This window comes from Meiothermus ruber DSM 1279, from assembly GCF_000024425.1.
In the GTDB taxonomy this organism is placed as follows: Bacteria; Deinococcota; Deinococci; order Deinococcales; family Thermaceae; genus Meiothermus; species Meiothermus ruber.
The window spans coordinates 452,386-472,566 of record NC_013946.1 but is presented as its reverse complement, the minus strand read 5'-3'; the positions used below and the strand labels follow the sequence as shown (position 1 = coordinate 472,566).

At 64.5% G+C, this 20,181-nt stretch carries 17 protein-coding genes and 1 riboswitch; of the genes, 6 read left to right on the top strand and 11 right to left on the bottom strand.

The genetic code is table 11. From position 1 onward, the window contains the following. Nucleotide 1 precedes the first annotated feature (1 nt). The 4 genes from MRUB_RS02450 to MRUB_RS02435 all read right to left on the bottom strand — a co-directional run bounded on the left by MRUB_RS02450 (nt 2) and on the right by MRUB_RS02435 (nt 4,733). Nucleotides 2–1,153 carry a zinc-dependent alcohol dehydrogenase gene (locus tag MRUB_RS02450; protein ID WP_013012779.1) on the bottom strand — a complete coding sequence of 384 codons (1,152 nt, stop codon included), beginning with the start codon at nt 1,151–1,153 and terminating at the stop codon, nt 2–4. 108 nt (nt 1,154–1,261) lie between these two features. After that, entirely contained in the window at nt 1,262–2,137 is an 876-nt protein-coding gene (metF, locus tag MRUB_RS02445) for a methylenetetrahydrofolate reductase [NAD(P)H] (RefSeq protein ID WP_013012778.1), read from the bottom strand. Next, nucleotides 2,127–3,395 carry an O-acetylhomoserine aminocarboxypropyltransferase/cysteine synthase family protein gene (locus MRUB_RS02440; RefSeq protein WP_013012777.1) on the bottom strand — a complete coding sequence of 423 codons (1,269 nt, stop codon included), beginning with the start codon at nt 3,393–3,395 and terminating at the stop codon, nt 2,127–2,129. Before MRUB_RS02440 ends, metF begins: the two co-directional genes overlap by 11 nt. Before the next feature lie 44 nt (nt 3,396–3,439). After that, nucleotides 3,440–3,588, bottom strand: a riboswitch (SAM riboswitch). Nucleotides 3,589–3,755: 167 nt separating this feature from the next. After that, a complete protein-coding gene (locus tag MRUB_RS02435; RefSeq protein WP_013012776.1) occupies nt 3,756–4,733 on the bottom strand; it encodes a DHH family phosphoesterase in 978 nt (325 codons plus the stop codon). A 135-nt stretch (nt 4,734–4,868) separates the two neighbouring features. Here MRUB_RS02435 and aroA point away from each other — a divergent pair, with 135 nt between their 5' ends. Further along, nucleotides 4,869–6,149, top strand: coding sequence for a 3-phosphoshikimate 1-carboxyvinyltransferase (gene aroA / locus MRUB_RS02430; RefSeq protein ID WP_013012775.1), 1,281 nt, complete (start codon nt 4,869–4,871; stop codon nt 6,147–6,149). A 47-nt stretch (nt 6,150–6,196) separates the two neighbouring features. After that, nucleotides 6,197–6,820 carry a (d)CMP kinase gene (cmk, locus tag MRUB_RS02425; RefSeq protein WP_013012774.1) on the top strand — a complete coding sequence of 208 codons (624 nt, stop codon included), beginning with the start codon at nt 6,197–6,199 and terminating at the stop codon, nt 6,818–6,820. Nucleotides 6,821–6,869: 49 nt separating this feature from the next. On the opposite strand, the gene MRUB_RS02420 is transcribed toward cmk, so the two are convergent. The 3 genes from MRUB_RS02420 to MRUB_RS02410 all read right to left on the bottom strand — a co-directional run bounded on the left by MRUB_RS02420 (nt 6,870) and on the right by MRUB_RS02410 (nt 11,810). Beyond that, nucleotides 6,870–8,165: a 2-oxo acid dehydrogenase subunit E2 gene (locus MRUB_RS02420; protein WP_013012773.1), complete on the bottom strand. Its 1,296-nt coding sequence runs from the start codon at nt 8,163–8,165 to the stop codon at nt 6,870–6,872. Between the two features lie 35 nt (nt 8,166–8,200). Then, complete coding sequence (gene aceE / locus MRUB_RS02415; protein ID WP_013012772.1) at nt 8,201–10,924, bottom strand: pyruvate dehydrogenase (acetyl-transferring), homodimeric type; 2,724 nt, start codon at nt 10,922–10,924, stop codon at nt 8,201–8,203. Between the two features lie 211 nt (nt 10,925–11,135). Further along, the gene (locus MRUB_RS02410) at nt 11,136–11,810 is read right to left on the bottom strand and encodes a hypothetical protein (RefSeq protein ID WP_013012771.1); all 675 of its coding nucleotides are present in this window, start codon (nt 11,808–11,810) and stop codon (nt 11,136–11,138) included. Between the two features lie 43 nt (nt 11,811–11,853). Between MRUB_RS02410 and trmB the strand changes: the two genes are divergently transcribed. After that, nucleotides 11,854–12,774, top strand: a complete 921-nt coding sequence (gene trmB / locus MRUB_RS02405; protein ID WP_013012770.1) for a tRNA (guanine(46)-N(7))-methyltransferase TrmB — start codon at nt 11,854–11,856, stop codon at nt 12,772–12,774. On the opposite strand, the gene MRUB_RS02400 is transcribed toward trmB, so the two are convergent. Both MRUB_RS02400 and MRUB_RS02395 read right to left on the bottom strand, forming a co-directional pair. Then, nucleotides 12,771–13,175 (bottom strand): bacteriohemerythrin, encoded by a 405-nt coding sequence (locus MRUB_RS02400; RefSeq protein WP_013012769.1) that lies wholly within the window; start codon nt 13,173–13,175, stop codon nt 12,771–12,773. The two genes, trmB and MRUB_RS02400, sit on opposite strands and share 4 nt — an antisense overlap. Before the next feature lie 49 nt (nt 13,176–13,224). Then, on the bottom strand, nt 13,225–14,187 hold the full coding sequence (locus MRUB_RS02395) for a PP2C family protein-serine/threonine phosphatase (protein WP_013012768.1): 963 nt from the start codon (nt 14,185–14,187) through the stop codon (nt 13,225–13,227). A gap of 142 nt (nt 14,188–14,329) precedes the next feature. Between MRUB_RS02395 and MRUB_RS02390 the strand changes: the two genes are divergently transcribed. After that, nucleotides 14,330–14,563 carry a hypothetical protein gene (locus MRUB_RS02390; protein ID WP_013012767.1) on the top strand — a complete coding sequence of 78 codons (234 nt, stop codon included), beginning with the start codon at nt 14,330–14,332 and terminating at the stop codon, nt 14,561–14,563. 6 nt (nt 14,564–14,569) lie between these two features. Here the strand turns inward: MRUB_RS02390 and nth are convergent, their stop codons facing one another. After that, entirely contained in the window at nt 14,570–15,277 is a 708-nt protein-coding gene (nth, locus tag MRUB_RS02385; protein ID WP_013012766.1) for an endonuclease III, read from the bottom strand. Between the two features lie 3 nt (nt 15,278–15,280). After that, the gene (gene proS / locus MRUB_RS02380; protein ID WP_013012765.1) at nt 15,281–16,714 is read right to left on the bottom strand and encodes a proline--tRNA ligase; all 1,434 of its coding nucleotides are present in this window, start codon (nt 16,712–16,714) and stop codon (nt 15,281–15,283) included. Between the two features lie 262 nt (nt 16,715–16,976). Between proS and MRUB_RS02375 the strand changes: the two genes are divergently transcribed. Both MRUB_RS02375 and MRUB_RS02370 read left to right on the top strand, forming a co-directional pair. Then, nucleotides 16,977–19,559 (top strand): S8 family serine peptidase, encoded by a 2,583-nt coding sequence (locus MRUB_RS02375; RefSeq protein WP_013012764.1) that lies wholly within the window; start codon nt 16,977–16,979, stop codon nt 19,557–19,559. A gap of 59 nt (nt 19,560–19,618) precedes the next feature. Further along, complete coding sequence (locus tag MRUB_RS02370; protein ID WP_013012763.1) at nt 19,619–20,149, top strand: GNAT family N-acetyltransferase; 531 nt, start codon at nt 19,619–19,621, stop codon at nt 20,147–20,149. Nucleotides 20,150–20,181: the final 32 nt, after the last annotated feature.

Genomic DNA, 20,181 nt, shown 5'->3' with positions numbered 1-20,181 from the left:
GTTAGGGTTTGAACACCACCTTGATGCCCCGCCGGGTGGCCGCGGTTTTGATGGCCTCGGGCCAGGCCTCGAGGCCAAATTTGTGGGTGACCATGGCCTCCACACCCTCCAGCTCGGGCAGCAGCTTGACCGCCTGAGCAAAGTCGTCCCAGCTATAGGCATAGCTCCCCACCAGGCCCACCTCGCGGAACCAGTAGGGCGAAAAGTCGTGCAAGGCGGTGGCCGGGGCCCCTAGCAGCAAGACCCGCCCCCCCTCCTGCACAGCCCAGCTAGCCTCCTGTAAACCCCTGGGGGAGCCCGAGGCTTCCACCACCCCCTCAAAACCGCCCCGCCAGGCGGTAGACCCCAGAATACCCCGGTAACGCCGGGCGCCGGCGGCTTGTTGGGCCGCTTGGGCAGAGGGAAAGACCTGGCTGGCGCCCAACTGCCGGGCCAGCTCGGCCTGGCGGGGGTGGCGGGCCACCGCCCACAAAGGCCCCTCGAACCCCAGCACACGCAGCATTTTGACGGCCAGCAGGCCGATGGTTCCGGCCCCGATGACCAGTATCTGAGCGGGCCAGTGCATACGATGAACCGCCGGGTTGGGCCAGGGTTTACCTTCGCCCCAGGCCTGCCGCAGCCCGTGCAGCACCACCGCCGCCGGTTCAGCCAGCACGGCCCGCTCATCGGGCACGCTTTCGGCAATGGGGAAAATGCGCTCGCGGTGGGCTACCATGCGCTGGGCCCAGCCACCCCCCAGGTCTTTGCAGAAGCCCAGCATACCGGGGCCGAAGTTGCCTTCAGCCACGTTGAAGCAGAGGTGGTCGTCGCCCCTGGCGCAGGCCGGGCAGTCCGGCAGGCCGCGCTCGAGGCAGGCCAGCACCGGATTGACCACCACCCGCACCCCACCCAGCTCGGCCAGAATTTCGTGCCCCAGGATCGCTGGGAAAGAAAACATCCCGGAAAGGGTGGGGGCCTGTTTACCGTAGAGCAAAGCTAGGTCGCTCCCACAGATGCCCGACAACCGCACCTTGAGGCGCTCAAAACCCGCGGGCCGTTCGGGCTCGGGCAGGGTAACCAGTTGCAGGGAAAGCGCCCTGGACGGGTAGCGCTTACCCAACAGCCTGGCGGCCACATAGCGAGGAACCGAGGGCGTAAAAAGCAAACCGCGCATAAGCACCCGTGAATCAGCACTTAAACGGGTCAGGCTTTGGGTAGTTGGCGCCGCTGTCGAGGTTTGCATGCCCCTCCATTTTGCTCCCATTTGTGGCCTGGGGAAAAGTCACCGCAGAACCATTTGTAGGTTTTGCATGACCCTGCGTGTAGCCGGCGATTTGTTGAGGGTGTAGAGGTGCAGGCCCGGAGCACCGGCCTCGAGCAGCTCCTGGGCCTGGCGGGTGGCGTGCTCGACCCCAATCTCCAGCACCTCCTCGGGGCTTTGGGCGCGCTCGAGGCGCGAAAGCAGCGGCCCCGGTATGCTGGCCCCGCACAGGTCCATGAATCGGCGCACCTGGGCCAGGTCGGTAATGGGCATCAGGCCTGGCACAATGGGCACCTGGATGCCAATGCGGCGGGCCCGCTCCACGAAGCCGAAGTAAAGCGCGTTGTTGAAGAAGAGCTGGGTGACCACGAAGTCGAGACCGGCCTCCACCTTTTGCTTCAGGTGGCGCAGGTCGGCCTCGAGGCTCACCGCCTCTATGTGTCCCTCGGGGTAGGCGCCCCCGGCCACTGTGAAGCGGTCGCCAAACTCGGCCCGGATCAGGGCCACGAGTTCGGCGGCGTAGCGGAATCCCCCAGCCACCGGCTGGAATTCCCGTGCCCCTTGGGGGGGGTCGCCCCGCAGCGCCATGATGTTCTCCACCCCCGCCCGGGCATACTCGTGCAGCCGGGCCAGCAGCTCTTCGCGGGTGCTGCCCACGCAGGTCAGGTGGGCCATGGCCGGAAGCCCCACCTCGTTCTGGATGCGGGCGGCCCACTCGGCGGTTTTGTTGCGCTCGCTGCCCCCGGCCCCATAGGTGATGGAGACAAAGGCGGGCTTCAGGGGCTTTAGCTCGTGCAGGGTGCGGAACAACGCGGCCTCGCCCCGGGGGGTTTTGGGCGGGAAGAACTCGAAGGAGAAAAGCGGCTTCCCGCTTTGCAGCAGGGTGCTAACCTTCATGGCCCACCTGCTCCACACTGGCCAACGCCTCCAGGAGCATCTGCTGAATGTCCTGGGGGCTCTCGAGGCCCACCGAAAGGCGGATGGTCTCCGGGCCCACCCCCGCCGCCCGGCGGGCCGCCTCGGGGATGCGGCTGTGGGTGGTGGTCCAGGGGTGCACCGCCAGGGTGCGGGCATCCCCCACGTTGGGCGCCTGGATGATCTTCAGGTTGGCAAGGAAGCGGCTGGCCCCCTCGAGCCCCCCCCGGATGCCAAAGGTCAGGATGCTGCCAAACCCCCCGCGCAGGTACTGGGTGGCCCGGGGGTGGGCTGGGTCGGTGGGCAGGCCGGGGTAGCGCACCCAGGCCACCTGGGGCTGGGACTCGAGCCAGCGGGCCAGGGTCAGCGCGGTCTGGCTGGCCCGCTCGATGCGCAGGGCCACTGTCTCCAGGCCCTGAAAAAGCAAATAGGCGTTGAAGGGCGAGAGCACCATCCCGCCCAGCGAGAGCCCCAGCTGGCGCACCCGCTCCAGAAAACACCGCGCCCCAAACTGCTCCCAGGGGATCTTGCCCTGGGCATCGGGGCTGGTGAACTGCGGGTAATGCTGCCAGAGGGCGGTTTCCCGCGAGAGCACCGCCCCGCCCAGAATCGAGCCATGGCCGCTGGCCCACTTGGTCAGGCTGTGCACCACCACGTGTGCCCCGTGCTCCAGGGGGCGGGCCAGGGCCCCCACCGCGCCAAAGGTGTTGTCCACCACCAGGGCCACCCGGTGGGCCTCGCACAGCTCAGCCAGCCCTTGCAGGTCGGGGAGCTCGAGCGAGGGGTTGCCCAGCACCTCCACAAAAACCGCCCGGGTCTTCTCGTTCAGGGCTGCCTGCACCGCCGCCACCTCGGGCGCCACAAAGTGCACCCGCACCCCCATCAGGCCGAAGACCTGGTTCAACAGCCCCACCGTACCGCCAAACAAACCGGGACTGGCCACCACCTCGTCGCCCGCGCGCACCAAGGCCAGCAGACCGGCAAAGCTGGCGGCCTGCCCCGAGGCCAGGCAGACCGCCCCCAAAGCCCCTTCCAGGGCAGTGAGACGGGCCTCGAGGGCCGCCACTGTGGGGTTCTGGAGGCGGGTATAGGTGTAGCCCTGGTTGGTGGCAAACTTATGCGCGCCGTCCTCCAGGTCGGCGAAACCATAGGCCGCCGTCGCGTAGATCGGCACGCCCACCGCGTTATGGGGATCTTGTTGGGGAAGCCCACTCAAAACAGCCAGACTGGAAAAATCCATCTACCCTCCTTCAGTCCTGCTCGAAGAAGGGCTTTTTTTCCCTTCTTCCATCTTTCCCCTGGTGCCTTTGCTGTGCCTAGCGACACCGGGGCGGATTTGGCACCAAGCGCGGGGGTTTCTCGGTAATGGGCGATTGCCCCCGCAGGTTGCCGCAGCTTCATCGGGCCGTTCCCTCCGCTGCTCTGGATAGAAGAACTGCTTACCCTGGGCGGGTAAGGTTCTATGCAATGGTATGGGCTGGAAGGGTCATCGTCAAGATAAGTACAGGAGCAAACAGCCGCATCGGACTGCGGCTGTTGAAGCCTTCGCGCGTTGCGCAGGGCCGGTTCAGTCTACGAGCAGCTTCTCCAAAGGGCCGTGCTACAGGTAGCCCGCCCGCCGGAGCTCTTCCTCCACCGCCGCCAGCACCCTGGGGTAGGCCTCTTCCAGGGTCAGACCGCGCAGGGTGGCCCCTGCCGCCGGCACGTGGCCCCCGCCGCCCAGCTTGACCGCCACCGCCTGGGCCGAGACCCCGCCGCGGCTGCGGATGCTGATCTTCACGCCTTCCTCGCGCTCGCGCAAAAAAACCGCAATCTGGCTGCCTTCGGCGTAGCGGATGATGCCCACAAAGTCGTCGGAGTCTTCCACGTTAATCCCGCTGGGCATATGGGCCGTCACCAGCAGGCCTCCAAAGTGGAACCCCACCGTGGAAAGCACCGCCCCCATCACCTTGAAGTAGCTCACCGGGCGCCACTGCAATCGGTCGGTGAGCTCAGCCAGCCGCACCCCATACCCCACCAGCTCGGCGGCGGTGTGCAGCACCTCGGGGGTGGTGTTGGCAAAGCGAAAGTTGCCGGTATCGGTAATCAGGCCGGTGAGCACCGGGGTGGCAATTTCGGGCGTCCAGGTGACCCCCAGCGCGTCAATCAGATCCTTGACAATCTGGGCGGTGGCAGCCTTGGAGGGATCCACCACCGAAAGGTAGCCAAAGCGCGGGTTGGTGCCGTGGTGGTCAATGTTGATCACGAATCCCTCCACCGGCGCGCCCGCCACCCGGCTGGGCTCCGCCGAGTCCAGCACCACTAGGGTGGCCCCCTCCGGCACGTGCTGGATGGGGTCGCTGTACTCGTCTTCCCGCACCAAAAACCGCAGAAACCGCGGAGGGTCGGCAATCCAGGTCACTTTCTTGTCCAGGGCTTGCAGGGCTCGAAAGAGCCCCAGCGACGAGCCTATGGCGTCGCCATCGGGGTCTACGTGCGAGACCACGATGATGGGGCCCTCGAGTTCCCGCAGGGTGTCGGCCACGGTTCGAATCTTCTCCCAGTAACGGGGCTCAGGGGCGTTGTGTGCATCATCCATGACACCCCACTATAACGGCAAATCACCCAGCCAAGTGAGTATGCTATTCGCCAACCCCCTCCTCGCAGCGGAAAAAATCAATGCCCCAAGACCTCGGGCCGGTTGCGCGTACAGGCTATAATCCCGGTTGGACTTATGGAACGGCTCATCCCCCCCACCCCCTCCCTCAAGGGCACCCTCCGGGTTCCCGGCGACAAGTCGGTCACGCACCGCGGCCTCATGCTGGGCGCGCTGGCCCAGGGCGAAAGCACGCTTTACTACCCGCTCAAGGCCGGCGACACCCTCTCCACCGCCCAGGTAATGCGCCAGCTTGGGGCCGAAATTACCGAGCAGGGCCAGCACTTTCACATCAAAGGGGTGGGCCTTCGGCTCAAAGAACCCGGCGACGTGCTCGACTGTGGCAACGCCGGCACCCTGATGCGGCTGGTGGCCGGGCTTTTGTCAGGGCAGGAAACATTCGCGGTACTCACCGGCGATGCCTCGCTCCGGCGGCGGCCCATGGGCCGGGTGACCCTCCCCTTGCGGCAGATGGGCGCCCGCATCGAAGGCCGCGAGAACGGCCAGCTAGCCCCCCTGGCCATCCGGGGCGGCGGGCTGCGGGGCATCCACTACGAGCTGCCGGTGGCCAGTGCCCAGGTCAAGAGTGCCCTGCTGCTGGCCGGGCTCTTTGCCGAGGAAGACACCGAGGTGGTAGAACCCGCCCCCACCCGCGACCACACCGAGCGGGTCTTCAGGCACTACGGCCTGCCCATCGAGGTGGAAGGCCGCCTGATCCGCACCCGCCGGGCCGAGCCCTTTGCCGCCAAAGACCTCACCGTGCCCGGCGATTTCAGCAGCGCGGCCTTTTTTATCGTGGCCGCCCTGATCACCCCCGATTCGGAGGTGACCTTGGAGGGCGTGGGCCTCAACCCCACCCGCACCGGGCTGCTGACGGTGCTCAAAGAGATGGGGGCCGACCTGAGCTGGGAAGTGACCGAAGGGCAGGACGGCGAGCCGGTGGGCTGGATCCGGGCCCGCTCCTCCCAGCTCCGGGGTGTAGTGGTGGATCCCCAGCTCATCCCGCTGATGGTGGACGAGGTGCCCATCCTGGCAGCGGCGGCGGCCTGGGCCGCGGGCGAGACCTATATTCCGGGCCTCGAGGAACTGCGGGTCAAGGAGTCCGACCGGGTAGCGGCCATCGCCAAAAACCTGCAAAACCTGGGCGTTCCGGTCGAGGCCGGCCCCGACTGGCTGCGGATTCGCGGCGGCCACGTGGCGGGGGGCGGTCTGGTTGAGCCCTTCCACGACCATCGCATCGCCATGGCTTTTGCGGTGTGTGGCCTGCCCAAAGGGGTCACGGTGCAGGACGCCGAGTGGGCCAGCATCAGCTTCCCAAGCTTCTGGGAAGACCTGGAACGGCTCGCAGGTAAAAAGTAAGGATTTTGGCCTTGAGCGCAGCACGAGACCAGCAACCCCACAAGCGCATGACAGAGATCATCACCATAGATGGCCCCTCCGCCTCGGGCAAGACCAGCGTGGCCCAGCGGGTCGCCCAGCACCTGGGCATTCCCTACATCTCCAGCGGCCTGTTGTACCGGGCGGTGGCCCTGATGTGCTTGCTCGAGAACGTTTCTGCCGAGGAGGTAGAGACACGCTTGGCGAAGCACCGCCTCGAGCTCCAGCCCACCCCCACCCAGAACCTGGTTTTCCTGGACGGCCGCGAGGTGAGCAAGGCTTTGCACAGCCTCGAGGTAGACCAGATTGTCTCAGCGGTAGCCGTGCGCCCGGCCATCCGGGAATACGTCAACCAGGTGCTGCGCCAGATTCCGCCCCCTTTCGTGGTGGACGGGCGCGACATGGGCAGCGCGGTGTTTCCCCAGGCCCGCTACAAGTTCTACCTCACCGCCAGCCCCGAGGTACGGGCCCAGCGCCGCGTTCCCGAGCGGGGCGCCGCCTTCGACACCGTGCTGACCGAAATCATCCGGCGCGACGAGGCCGATAAGCGCCAGAGCGACCCGGCCAGGGACGCCATCATCCTGGACACCAGCCACCTCGACCTGGATGGGGTGGTGCAGAGGGTGCTCGAGCACATCCACCCCCTTTCCTAGCTGAAAGGGAGGGTCGGCTGGAGCCGACCCTCCCACCCAAAGCTAAAGGTTAGCCCTCAAACCCTAGCAAGAAGGGATCTTCCAGCAGCTCGGCCACAAAGCGGCAGAAACGAGCCGCGTCGGCCCCGTCAATCAGGCGGTGGTCGTAGGAGAGCGAGAAGGGCATGATGTTCCTGGGTTCAAACACGCCCTTTTCGGCGCTCCAGACCGGCTCCATGCTGCTGCGCGAGACGCCCATAATAGCCACCTCAGGCCAGTTGACGATGGGGGTAAAGCCCGTACCGCCAATACCGCCTAGGTTGGAGATGGTGAAGGTAGCCCCTTGCATCTCCTCCGGGGTTAGCTTGCGCTCGCGGGCTTTGGCGGCAATCTCGCCCAGCTCTTTAGCCAGGGCAATCACCCCCTTCTTGTCCACGTCGCGCACCACCGGCACCAGCAGGCCCGTGGGGGTGTCCACCGCCACACCGATATGGATGTAGTCCTTGTAGATGATTTCGTTGCTCGCCGTATCAATCGAGGCGTTGAACTTGGGGAACTGCTTGAGGGCCGCCGCAGCAATTTTGAGCAGGATGGCGGTCATGGTAACCTTGGCGCCCCGCTGCTCGGCCCTGGGGGCCATCCGCTTGCGCAGGGCCTCCATCTCGGTGATGTCGGCCCGGTCGAAATGGGTCACCATGGGGATGGTGCTCCAGGCCTGGGCCATGCTGCGCACGGTGGCCCGGCGAACCCCCGACATGGCCTCGCGGCGCACCGGCCCAAACTTGCTAAAGTCGGGCAGGGCAGGCGCGCTGGAGGGTTGCGGCGCTGCGGTGGTTGGAGCTTCCCCCGCCGCGAAACGCTTGAGGTCGTTCTCCGAGATGCGGTAGGCCGGGCCGCTGCCCACCACCTCCATCAGGTTGATGCCCATCTCCCGCGCCAGCCTGCGCACGCTGGGGGCCGCCGGAATCAGCCTGCGCTGGCCCGCCGGCGCCGCCGAAGCCGGCGGCCTGGGTGCGGCTGCGGGAGCGGATGGGGTGGCCGCGGGCGCCGGGGTCGGGGCAGGGGCCGGTGCGGCCTTTTCCTCTTTGGGTTCTTGTTTCTCTTTGGGTTCCTGCTTCTCTGCGCTGGGCGCGGCATCCCCCAGCACCGCAATTACCTGTCCGCTTTTCACCTCGTCGCCGGGCTTGACCAGAACCTTGGAAACCGTCCCCCCCTCGGAGGCAGGGGCCTCCATCACAGCCTTGTCGGTTTCCAGTTCCAACACCGGCTGCCCTGCCGCAATGGTATCGCCTTCCTTGATCAAGACCCCCACCACCACAGCGGAGGTTACGTTATCGCCTAGATCGGGTAGTTTCAATTCAGCCATGTTCGCTCCCGTATATCGCACCAACAAGCTAACTTTTAGCGTTTGTGGGGGTGCTCCCGCTTAGGGTCAATGCCAAGCTTCTTGATGGCCTCGGTAAAGGTGCTGGCACTGACCTTACCCTCGCCGCGCAACGCCGAAAGGGCTGTTATCACCACATGTTTGGCGTCCACTTCGAAGAAGTCGCGCAAAGCCTCGCGGGTTTCGGAACGCCCAAAACCATCGGTGCCAAGGCTGTGGATGGGCCGGTTCAGGTAGCCCGAGAGCAGATCGGGCAGGGCCTTCATGTAGTCCGAGGCCGCCACGATGGGGCCTTCGGTGGGATTCAGGCACTGGGCCACATAGGACAGCCTGGGCTTGCTGCTGGGGTTAAGGCGGTTGGTGCGGGCGGTCTCGAGGGCCTCGTAGTAGAGGGTCTTGTAGCTGGTGGCGCTCCAGATGTCGGCGGCGATGCCATAATCCCGCTCCAGCATCTCCGCTGCTTTGATCACCTCGTTCAGGATGGTGCCGCTGCCCAGGAGCTGCACCCTGGCCTTGGGCTTTTTCAGCTCGCTCTTCTTGAACAAATACAGGCCCTTCAGGATGCCCTGGCGGGTTTCCTCGCGCGGCTCGGGCATGGCCGGCTGGACATAGTTCTCGTTCATCAGGGTGATGTAGTAGAAGATGTCCTCACCGTCCTGGTACATGCGCTTCATCCCATCCTGCAGGATGACCGCCAGCTCGTAGGCGAAAGCCGGGTCGTAGGCCGGCATGTTGGGCACCGGCAGGGCCAGCACGTGGCTGTGGCCGTCCTCGTGCTGCAGGCCCTCGCCGTTCAGGGTGGTGCGGCCCGCGGTAGCCCCCAGCAAGAAGCCTTTGGTGCGCTGATCGGCCGCCGCCCAGACCAGGTCGCCCACCCGCTGGAGGCCAAACATCGAGTAGTAGATGTAAAAGGGGATGGTGGGAATGCCGTGGTGGGCGTAGGCAGTTCCAGCGGCGATGAAGCTGCTCATGGCCCCGGCCTCGTTGATGCCCTCCTGCAGCAGTTGGCCGGTCTCGGACTCACGGTAGACGGTCACGGTGCCGGCGTCCACCGGGGTGTAGAGCTGGCCCTTGGGCGAGTAGATGCCCACCGAGCTGATCACGCCCTCCATGCCAAAGGTACGGGCCTCGTCGGGCACGATGGGCACGATGTATTTGCCCACCTCGGGGTGGCGCACCAGCTTAGTCAGCATGCGCACGAAGGCCATGGTGGTGGAGATTTCGCGCCCGCCGGAGCCTGCCAGGAACTCCTCGAAGAAGGCCAGATCGGGGGTTTTGAGCCGGTATTCGCGCACCCGCCGCTCGGGAATCAGGCCGCCCAGGGCTTTACGGCGCTCGAGCATGTACCTGACCTCCGGCGAATCCTTGCCGGGGTGGTAGAAGGGGGTCTTCTCCAGGTCTTCGTCGGGGATGGGAATGCCCAGGTGATCCCGCGCCTCCCGCAGGTCTTCCAGGGTGAGTTTCTTGACCTGGTGGGCCACGTTCTTGGCCTGAGCGGTGGGCCCCAGGCAGTAGCCCTTGACGGTGCGGGCGATGATGACGGTGGGCGAGCCGCGGTGCTCCACAGCGGCTTTATAGGCGGCGTAGATCTTGCGGTTGTCGTGGCCCCCGCGCGAAAGGGTCAGGCGGTCGAGGTCTTCGTCGCTCAGGCCCTCGATCAGTTTTTTGAGGGCGGGGGTGTTGAAGAACTTCTCGCGCAGCTCCTTACCGCCGTAGGCCGCGTAGCGCTGGCTCTCGCCGTCCACGAGCTGCTCCATGCGCTCGAGCAGCACGCCTTCGGTGTCTTTGGCAAACAGCTCGTCCCAGGCGCTACCCCAGACCACCTTGATCACGTTCCAGCCGTTGCCCCGGTAGACGCTCTCGAGCTCCTGGATGACCTTGGAGTTGCCGCGCACCGGCCCGTCGAGGCGCTGCAGGTTGGCGTTGATCACGAAGATCAGGTTGTCGAGCTCCTCGCTCGCGGCCACCCGCAAAGCCCCCAGGGTTTCGACCTCGTCCTGTTCGCCATCGCCTAAAAAGGCCCAGACCTTGGCGTTGGTCTTGGGTTTGAGGCCCCGGTCTTCCAGGTAGCGCATGAAGCGGGCCTGGTAGATGGCCTGTATGGGCCCCAGACCCATGCTAACGGTGGGGAACTCCCAGTAGTCGGGCATCAGCCAGGGGTGGGGGTAGCTGGAAAGACCCCGGCCCGGCCCGCCCAAAAGTTCGCGGCGGAACTTGCCCAGATCGTCCTCGGTCAGGCGGCCCTCCAGGTAGCTGCGGGCATACACCCCCGGCGACATATGCCCCTGGTAGAAGACCAGGTCGCGGTCGGGGGCGTCGTGCCCACGGAAAAAGTGGTTGAAGCCCATCTCCATCAGCTCGGCGATGCTGGCGTAGGTGGCGATGTGCCCGCCGATACCGTCGGATTTTTTGTTGGCCTGCTGCACAATGGCGATGGTGTTCCAGCGCAGGATATTGGCGATGCGCTGCTCGAGCTCGAGGTCGCCCGGGTAGGGGGGCTGGTGCTCCAGCGAGATGGTGTTTACGTAAGGCGTGTTGACCTTGTCGTGGATGACCACCCCGTTGCGGTAGGCGTAGTTCTCGAGCATCTCCATGAGCTGCGCCACCCGGTCGCGCCCGGCAGTGCGCAGAACGTACTCGAGGCTCTCGCGCCACTCCTGGTTCTCGAGGTCTTCTAGCTTGACCTGCTCCTCAGCAGATAGCTCTGCCCGGGCGGCGATCAGTTCGCGGTCTTCAACCATGGGATACTCCTTCCGGTTCCGGCCAGTCGGTTTTCAGCTTTTGGTGGCGGTTCTTTGTCATCAATCTTACATTACAGCAGATTCCAGGCCGGCCAATCGTAAGGAAGTATGTTTTTTACGGCTCATAAAAAACTTTTACCAAATGATAAATAATGATCTAAGCAAGTCTGTGCCAGACAGGGTTTTTTAGTATTTCACAAAAGCTGGCCCATCACGGCCCAAGCTTGCGTTTCAAGTACAGCAGCAAATCCTCCAGCGCCGTGCGCAAAGCCCGTTGTTCACGCAAAATGGCCTCGATGCGATCCTCAGGGGTGGCCAGGGTGAGGGTTTTGAAGATCATGTTGGTGTTGCCGCAACGCGGGCAGGGCACCGCCGGGGGTGAGCTGGTAGGCGCATAAAAGATGCGGGTGTTGTCGCGTGTGCACAGCATGTATTTGGCCCCCGCGGCCTCCCCGCGCCGGATGGCCTCGGCCAGCTCCTTGGCCTCCTCGGAGGCGTAGCCCAGAAAGAAGTCACCGCCCACTTCTTCGATAGAGGGCAGCACCTCGCGGGTGGCTGTCAGGTCGGCCTTAAGACCCCGGGCCGCTGTCCAGGAGACACCGTTCCACTTAAAGTGGCGCAGGTGGCGCTTGCGGGTCTTGTCTTCTATCTCGACAATCAGGTTGACCTCGGGGTCTTTGGGGTAGTAGTACAGCCGTACCGCCGCCACCCCGCTCAGGGCCGGCTCAGGCGGCATGGTATACGAGAGCGGACCATCGGTTTTGAGACGGCTGTTGTAGCCAACCAGGTTCTGCAAATCGTAGAGGGTCAGGCCGGGGTGTTCAAAATCGCCCTCCAAAAAAGCCCGCACCTTGGCAAAGGCTTGCTCGAGGCCCACATCCACCATAGTTGGCTCGAGTCTACCACCCCTGTGGGTATAATAGCCCCTTGTGTTGATTCGTCTGGGCGAGACCGAGTTTCCCCTGCCCGCGGCACCGCAGGTGCTCGAGGTCGGTTTTGGCGACGGGCGCTTTACCGCTCAGGTGGCCCGCCTGCACCCCCAATGGCGCATCCTGGGGGTGGAGATTTCAGCGGGCTCGGTGGCCCGGGCCCTCAAGCGCTTGCGGCGTGAGGGCATCACCAACGTGCAGGTTTATCACGGCACAGCCGGCTTCGCCCTGCGCAACCTGATCGCCCCCCAGAGCCTGCAACGGGTCTATGTCAACTTTCCCGACCCCTGGCCCAAGTCCAAGCACCAGGAAAACCGCCTCTTGCAGCAAAGCTTCTTTCGACGCCTTTCCACCCGCCTGGCCGCAGGGGGTGAGCTGCTCCTTACCACCGATCACGAGGAGTACTGGAGGTTCGCCCAGGCCGAGGGCCGGGCCAGCGGGCTTTTCGAGATCGAGACCCCTCCACCCCCCGAGCACCACCTCACCACCAAGTACGCACTCAAATGGAAAGCGCAGGGCCGCCAGTTTTATCATGCGGTGTTCCGCAAGGTCGCCGAAGACCCCACCCCCTGGCCGCCCCTTCCGAGGTACCCTATGCCCCATGCCCTGATGTCCGGTACGCTGCCCGAACTTGAAAGCTTCGAGAAAACCGTGGTTCGCTTTGAAGGGGGTACGGCGGTGCTGCTCGAGGCCGCCCGCGCCCTTGGCCCTGAAGGCGGCTATTACTTCCACGCCCACCTCGAGGAGGAAGATCTCATTCAGGATGTGCTCCTGGAGGTTCGCCCCAGCGCCCACGGCCTGTATGTGGGCATCGGCCGCTTTGGCGCACCCCTGAGCACCGCGGGGGTCAAAGCCGCGGTGGAGTGGCTGGTGGGCTGGCTCGAGGGCCAGGGGCTCCGGGTGGTGCAGCGCTCCTATTAGGTGGTCTGCCGCAGGGCCACATCTATTTTGCAGATATGCTGGGTAAGCCAGCCAGCCAGCGTGGTGCGCAGGGTCTCCAGCGCAGCGACCGTGATGTTCTGCGGCGTATGCGCACGGCTAAACTCCGCCCAGAATTTCAGAAACCTGTCGTGGGCCTCTTTGTTTTTCTGCGCCATCTTGCAACCGCGCAAGGTCATGCACAGCTCCTCATAGGCAAAGTGCGTGTTCACATAGGCATCCAAAAAAATAAACAGATGCTCCACCTCTTGGGAGTTGAGCCGCCCGGCTCTGCCCTGCTCAATCAGTTGTTCGATGCGGTTGACGTACTCAAAAAGGTTCTGGTGCTGACGATCGGTGCGAGGGTCTCCTACTTCATATTGTTGACTCCACTGGATAGGCATACCCACCCCCGCGCCGCATTGTAGGCAGTTGGGGATGGAAAAATGTCCTTCACGGGGTAGACCCTGTACCAAATTGGTTGAACAGAACAAAGCCCAGTAGACCAAACCACAGCAGGAGCAGAATCAGACTACCCCAGCGCTGCCAGAAAGTGACCTTCCTCTCCGGTTCGACAATCTGGGTGGTGAGCACCTCGGGGTCGCTGCCGCTTTGCAGTCGCACAGGGCGCCCCTCACTGGCTTCCAGGGGCAAAGCGTAGGGCCTGGGATTCTCAGCCACCTGGCTGCCAATCGTCACCACCACCGCGCTGATGTTGTCGGGGCCTCCCCAGTCGTTGGCCAGCTTCACCAGCTTAACCACCGCCGGCTCAGGGGGATTGGTCAGGATCATCTCGGCCAGCACCCTGTCTTCCAGCACCCCGCTGAGGCCGTCGGAGCAGAGTAAAAACACATCGCCAGGGCGCACCTTCAGGCCCACCAGATCCACCCGCGCGCTGGAGAAGGAGCCCAGGGCGTTGGTGATCACGTTCCGCCAGCGGTGGTTGCGGGCTTCTTCTTCGCTGAGCAGGCCCTGCCGTACCCGATCGGCCACCCAGGAGTGATCCTGGGTGAGTTGCATAAGCTCGCCGTCGCGCAGCAGGTAGGCCCTCGAGTCGCCCACATGGGCGATCAGGGCATAGGGCAGGTCGAGCCAGAGGGTTGTGCAGGTGGTGCCCATCCCCCGCGACTCGGGCTTCTGTCCGGCCAGATAGATGGCCTCGTTGGCAGCCTCGTAAGCCTCGAGCAGGCCTTGGGGCGAGGGCTCCTTATGTCTGAGAATCTCCAATATCTGACTGACGGCCATCTGCGAGGCCACCTCGCCGGTGCGGTGGCCCCCCATACCGTCGGCCACAATAAAAATACCGCCGTAGGGCGTTACTAGTTGGGTAACCGCATCCTCGTTGAGGGCCCGCTTGCGACCCGGGTCGGTCAGGGCCGCAGTGAACACCATGGGTAGGCTGTCGGAGCCCGGCATATAGAGCGCATTATAGGCCACACCCCGGCAGAAGGCGGCCAAAAAATCACACCGATTCCACCCCTCTTGTCGCCAAGGCCGGGCCGGGCTCGAGCGCCCGGGCCATCACCCTCCTCATCCCTTTTATTTTACCCTGTCTGGTGTGAGGCAGTTTCAGTTCAGGCTTCCACAGGGCCCCCTGGGGGTGTTGATACTACTGCTGGCTGGAACGGTGGGTTTGTTCCTGGTGCTTTGGCTCATCACCACCTTGTGGGTGCTGGCGGTGGGCGCAGGCCTGGTGGGGGCGCTGGCCTATGGCTGGCGGCGCCTGGAGGCCCGTTTTCGCCCCAGGCGCTGGCGCCGGTTGCCCCAAAAAGTCCGGCGCTGGGAAGACTGATTCCGGCTACCAAGCCCCTTGGCTCAGGCAGTCGTCGTACAGGGGGCAGCCCGGGCACTGCGGCTTACGGGCTGTACAGCGGTAGCGGCCAAAAAGAATCAGCGCGTGGTGCACAAACACCCACTTCTCCTTGGGGAAGAGGCGCTCGAGGTCGCCCCCGATTTTCTCGGGGTCTTTCTGGGCCGACAAGCCCAGCCGGGCGGCCAGGCGGGTCAGGTGGGTGTCCACCGCAATCCCCGGCACCCCAAAGGCCGCCCCCAGCACCACCGTGGCGGTCTTCCAGCCCACCCCCGGCAGCGCGCGCAGCTTGGCCTTGTCCACTGGCACCTCCCCCCCGTGCTGCTCCACCAGGCGGCGGGCCAGCAGCACGATATTCCTGGCCTTGGAACGGTACAGGCCGATGGTCTTGATGTAGGGCTCCACCTCTTCGGGTGTGGCCTGGGCCAGGGCAAACGCATCGGGGTAGCGCTGGAAGAGGGCCGGGGTGGCCTTGTTCACCGAGGCGTCGGTGGCCTGGGCCGAGAGCACCGTGGCAATTAGCAGCTCAAAGGGGTTCTTGTGCTGTAGCTCGGTGGCGGCCTGCGGGTAGAGCTGCTCCATAACCGCCAGAATTCGCTGGGCCCGTTGCTTTTTGGCTTTGAGCGATTCCCTCCCGCTCGAGCCCTGCGCTTTGTCCTTCGGCTTTGGGCTGGTAGCCTTTGGTACTTTCGGCATCGCTCAGTAGGCCTTGGCGAACAGAATCCGCTTGCCATAAGCGCTGGGCTTACCGCAGCGGACGCAGCTTCCCTGGGCCTCGGGCTCGTCGTAGGGAATGCAGCGGGTGGTGGCGGTGGTCTCGGCCTTGATCTGCTTTTCGCACTCTTTGTCGCCGCAGTGGAAAGCCTTCACGAAGCCCTGTTCGACCTTTTCTTTGAACGCTTCGTAGCTGTCCACCGCCCAGGTGTGGGCGTCGCGGAACTCCAGCGCCCGCTGGTACAGGTCGCGCTGGAATTGCTCGAGCCTGGCCGGCAGCAGGCCCAGCAGCTCGGAGATCTGCAGGGTTTCCTTGCCCCCCAGGCGGCTGGCCAGCACCGCGGTTCCGGCCTCCACATCGCGCGGGCCCAGCTCGAGGCGCAGCGGCACGCCCTTCAGCTCCCACTCGTTGAACTTGTAGCCCGGGCTGTACTGGTCGCGGTCGTCGAGGTGCACCCGGATACCGGCGGCCTTGAGCTCCTGGTAAAGCCGCTCGGCAGCCGGCAGCACCGCCTCGCGGGTCTCGGCCTTGTAGATGGGCACGATCACCACCTGGATGGGGGCCAGGCGGGGCGGTAGAATCAGGCCCTTGTCGTCGCCGTGGGTCATCACGAGGGCCCCCACCACCCGGGTGGTGAAGCCCCAGGAGGTGGTGTGCACGTACTTGTTCTGCTGGTCTTTGTCCTGAAACTGGATATCGAAGGCCCTGGCGAAGTTCTGGCCCAGGTAGTGCGAGGTGCAGGACTGCAGGGCCTTGCCATCGCGCATCATGGCCTCGTAGCTAATCGAGTAGACCGCCCCGGCAAACTTCTCCGACTCGGTCTTGGGGCCTTCCCAGCCCGGAATGGCGCACCAGTCGCGCAGCACCGTGGCGTACACCCCGGCCATGCGGCGGGCTTCCTCCTCGGCTTCTTCCTGGGTGGCATGGGCGGTGTGGCCCTCCTGCCACAAGAACTCGGTGGTGCGCAGGAATAGTTTGGTGCGCAGCTCCCAGCGCACCACGCTGTTCCACTGGTTCAAAAGCTGGGGCAGGTCGCGGTAGGTGCGGATCCACTTGGCCCACATGTGCCCGATGATGGTCTCGGAGGTCGGGCGCACCGCCAGGGGCTCTTCCAGGGTTTCACCACCGGCCTGGGTCACCACAGCCAGCTCCGGGGCAAAGCCCTCCACATGCTCGGCTTCCTTCTGCAGGAAGCTGATGGGAATGAAGAGGGGGAAATAGGCGTTCTGGTGGCCGGTCTCCTTGAACATGCGGTCGAGTTCACGCTGGATGTTCTCCCAGATGGCGTACCCGTAGGGCTTGACCACCATGGTGCCGCGCACCGGGCCATAGTCCACCAGATCGGCTTTGAGCACCACCTCGTTGTACCACTCGTTGAAGTCTTGCGATTGTGGGGTGAGGCCTTTGTCCTTCGCCATACCGACCCATCATAGCCGATGCCGCACAATTCGGTGCTGGCAATAAAAAAATAAGCTGTAACGAATCCCGTCTTGATGAAACGTCTAAGTAACTGTGGCGGGTTACCCTCTCCCCGCACTAAAAGCGATAGGATTGCAGATGTCTTCACAGAGAGTTCTCAGAAAGGGGGGGTTGATTGGTTGACTATTGGCTATTTAAGCAAAGTTCGTGGGAACAGGTCAATAAAAGCTTTGTCTGCGTAAAAACCCAAAAGGAGTTCGTGTGCGAAAGCTACTTTTGCTAGTCGGGATGTCGGCTCTACTGGCAGCCTGTGGGGGCCCCAGGAGCAGCAAACCCAGCCTCGAGGTCATCGCGTCCCTACCCCCGGCCCCCGCCAGCCCAATGGTAGATGAAACCCCCACCCGCTGGTTTGTGGAGCTCTCCGGGGGTGCTGTAAGCGACGGCATCAGCTTACAGAGCATCCAGGCCCAGCACGCCGCCTTCCGCCAGGCCGCCCAGGCCGCCGGGGTCAAGATTCTGTTCGCCTACACTCAGCTTTTCAACGGCTTTTCCGTAGAAGTACCGGGCAATAACCGCAAACTGCTCTACACCCTGCCAGGCGTGGAAGGGGTCTACCCCATCGGCACCTACAAACTTCCCCCGCGTGAGGCAGCCAACCCCGATCTGGCCAGCGCCATCACCCAGACCGGGGCCGACATCGCGCAAAACGACCTGGGCCTGACCGGGCGGGGGGTCAAGGTGGGCATCATCGACTCGGGTATCGACCTCGAGCACCCCGCTTTTGCGGGCCGAATCGTGGACGGCTACGACTTCGTGGGCGATGCCTACGACGCCTCCGACCCTGCGAAGTCCACCCCCGTGCCCGACCCCAACCCCGACGACTGCGACGGCCACGGCACCCATGTGGCCGGGATTGTGGGCGGTAAGGACAGCCAAATTACCGGCGTGGCCCCAGGGGTTCAATTCGGCGCCTACAAGGTGTTTGGTTGTGAGGGTTCCACCGGTGACGACGTGATCCTGGCCGCGCTCGAGCGGGCCGAGACCGCCGGCATGGACGTGGTCAATATGAGCCTGGGCTCCCCCTTCGGCTGGAGCGTGCTGGGCAAATCCATCACCAAGATGGTCAAACGCGGCACCGTGGTGGTGGCCTCCGCCGGCAACAACGGCAACCTGGGCCTCTTTGCTACCGGCGACCCTGCCGCCACCGAGGGCGTGCTGAGCGTAGCCTCTTTCGACAACATTGCGGTGAATGCCCAGAAAGCTGTGGTCAATGCCACCGGGGCCCCGCTGGGCTACCTGGTGCTGGGCGGGGCCGAAGCCCCCCCCACCAGCGGCACCAGCGCCGAGGTGGTCTGGGTGGGCCGGGGCTGCAACGCCGATGCCCTGCTGGCCGACCCCAACGGCAAGGTGGCCCTGATGGAACGCGGGGCCTGCACCTTCAACGAAAAGTACCAGAAAGCCGTGGCCGCTGGGGCGGTGGGCGTGATCATCCACAACAACGCCCCCGGCCTGTTTGCCGGCGGTGGGGTGGCCGGTGTGGCCGGCAAGTTCGGCATCAGCATCTCCCAGGCCGATGGCCTGGCCCTGCGCGGCCTGACCAGCCCCACCACCCTCACCTGGACACCCGACACCACCCAGGTCAGCAACCCCACCGGCAACCTGATCTCCAGCTTTAGCTCCTGGGGTCTGAGCCAGGATCTGAAGCTTAAACCCGACCTGGGCGCTCCGGGTGGCCTGATCCGCTCGGCGGTACCCCTGGAGCAGGGCAGCTACGCCATCCTGAGCGGCACCTCGATGTCGGCCCCGCACGTGGCCGGCGCGGTGGCACTGCTGCTAGAAGGCAACCCCGCCTTCTGGGGCCCACAAAAACCCAGCGAGGTGCGCAAGTACCTGCAAAACACCGCCATGCCCAAGCTCTTCGCCCTGGCCCCGAGCTCCGGCCTGCCCGAGACCAGCTACCGCGAGGGCGCAGGGATGATTGACATCGTGGCGGCGGTGCAGAACCGGGTGACCGTGACCCCCTCGGCCATCTCCTTTGCCGAGAAAGCCGGCACCCACACCGAGCGGCTAGTGCTGAAGAACCGCAGCAACGTGCCGCTCATCTACCGGCCCGTCCACCTGCCCGGCCCCTCGGCCTTCGGCAGCATCTACAGCCCCAGCTTTGCCATTGCCCCAGCCACGGTGAGCTTTAGCCACACCCAGGTCACCGTACCGGCCCGGGGTGAGGCCGTGCTTACGGTCACCATCACCCCGCCCGCAGGCCTACCCAACAAGGGCCTGTTTGGCGGTTATATCCTCCTGCAGCCGGTGGGCGCGGGCCTCATGATGAACGTGCCCTACGTAGGAATGCAGGGCGGCTACCAGGCGGTGCAGATTCTGACCCCGGCCTCCGCAGGCTTCCCCCTGCTCGGCAAGCTTAACGCCGCCGGCACCGGTTACGACCTGCTCCCCAGCGGTGGCACCTTCACCCTGCAGGGCAACGACCTGCCAGTGGTGCTGGCCCACTTCGAGCACGGGGCCCAGGTCTACGAGATGGTGATTCTGAACGCGGCCACCAACGCCCCCATTCATCCCAAGTACAGCCGGGCCGACTACGGCGAGTACATCCCGCGCAACTCCAGCGCCAACGGATTCTTTGCCATTCCCTGGGACGGCACCCGCATCACCAGGTACGCTAAAGAAGATGTCTACGGCAACAAGATACCGGTGCCCAGTGAGTTCCAGGCTGTGCCCGATGGGCAGTACAAGCTGCAACTGCGGGTGCTCAAGCCCACCGGCAGGATGAGCAACCCCGCCGACTGGGAGAGCTGGATCTCACCGGTCATCACCATTGACCGTCCGTAAGGAACCTGGCAACCCCCAAGACCCGCTTCGGCGGGTCTTTTTGCGTATGCTAGGAACACATGGAACTGCGCGGCCCCCGGCTTCTGCTCCGCCCCCCTCGGCTCGAGGACACCGAGGCGCTGTTCGCGCTGATGTCCGACCCCGAGATGGCCCCCTTTGTCTACTGGAACCCCCACCAGAGCCCCGACGAAACCTACCAGTACCTGGGGCATCTGCAGACCAAGGAGGGTTTTTTCATCATCGAGGCCGAGGGAAGGCCGGCGGGGGTGATCGGGCTGCACCTGGACTGGCCCAACAAGCTGGGCGAGACCGAGACCTGGCTGGGGCGGCCCTACTGGGGCTGTGGCATCAACACCGAGGCCAAGGTGGTGCTCTTCGATTTTGCCTTTGGGCCCTGGGATCTGCGCCGCATCCAGGCCATTGCCCACGTGCATAACCCCCGCTCGCAGCGGGCGCTGGAAAAACTGGGCTTCCAGCGCGAGGGGCTTCTGCGCCGCTGGCGCTGGATCCGGGGAGAGCCCTGGGATTTTTACATGTACAGCCTGCTACCCGAGGAGTGGATGTCGAGCCGGCCCCCCATCTTTTACTGAGGGCTCTACCTGCCATGCACCTGGCCCACGTA

Excerpts from the sequence above, each read along its gene's own strand:
- MRUB_RS02395 (WP_013012768.1), bottom strand. The coding sequence starts at position 14,187 with ATGCCGGGCTCCGACAGCCTACCCATGGTGTTCACTGCGGCCCTGACC.
- MRUB_RS02370 (WP_013012763.1), top strand. The coding sequence starts at position 19,619 with ATGGAACTGCGCGGCCCCCGGCTTCTGCTCCGCCCCCCTCGGCTCGAG.
- metF (WP_013012778.1), bottom strand. The coding sequence starts at position 2,137 with ATGAAGGTTAGCACCCTGCTGCAAAGCGGGAAGCCGCTTTTCTCCTTC.
- MRUB_RS02435 (WP_013012776.1), bottom strand. The coding sequence starts at position 4,733 with ATGGATGATGCACACAACGCCCCTGAGCCCCGTTACTGGGAGAAGATT.
- cmk (WP_013012774.1), top strand. The coding sequence starts at position 6,197 with ATGACAGAGATCATCACCATAGATGGCCCCTCCGCCTCGGGCAAGACC.
- MRUB_RS02410 (WP_013012771.1), bottom strand. The coding sequence starts at position 11,810 with ATGGTGGATGTGGGCCTCGAGCAAGCCTTTGCCAAGGTGCGGGCTTTT.
- MRUB_RS02400 (WP_013012769.1), bottom strand. The coding sequence starts at position 13,175 with ATGCCTATCCAGTGGAGTCAACAATATGAAGTAGGAGACCCTCGCACC.
- aroA (WP_013012775.1), top strand. The coding sequence starts at position 4,869 with ATGGAACGGCTCATCCCCCCCACCCCCTCCCTCAAGGGCACCCTCCGG.
- proS (WP_013012765.1), bottom strand. The coding sequence starts at position 16,714 with ATGGCGAAGGACAAAGGCCTCACCCCACAATCGCAAGACTTCAACGAG.
- nth (WP_013012766.1), bottom strand. The coding sequence starts at position 15,277 with ATGCCGAAAGTACCAAAGGCTACCAGCCCAAAGCCGAAGGACAAAGCG.
- aceE (WP_013012772.1), bottom strand. The coding sequence starts at position 10,924 with ATGGTTGAAGACCGCGAACTGATCGCCGCCCGGGCAGAGCTATCTGCT.
- MRUB_RS02440 (WP_013012777.1), bottom strand. The coding sequence starts at position 3,395 with ATGGATTTTTCCAGTCTGGCTGTTTTGAGTGGGCTTCCCCAACAAGAT.
- MRUB_RS02450 (WP_013012779.1), bottom strand. The coding sequence starts at position 1,153 with ATGCGCGGTTTGCTTTTTACGCCCTCGGTTCCTCGCTATGTGGCCGCC.
- MRUB_RS02420 (WP_013012773.1), bottom strand. The coding sequence starts at position 8,165 with ATGGCTGAATTGAAACTACCCGATCTAGGCGATAACGTAACCTCCGCT.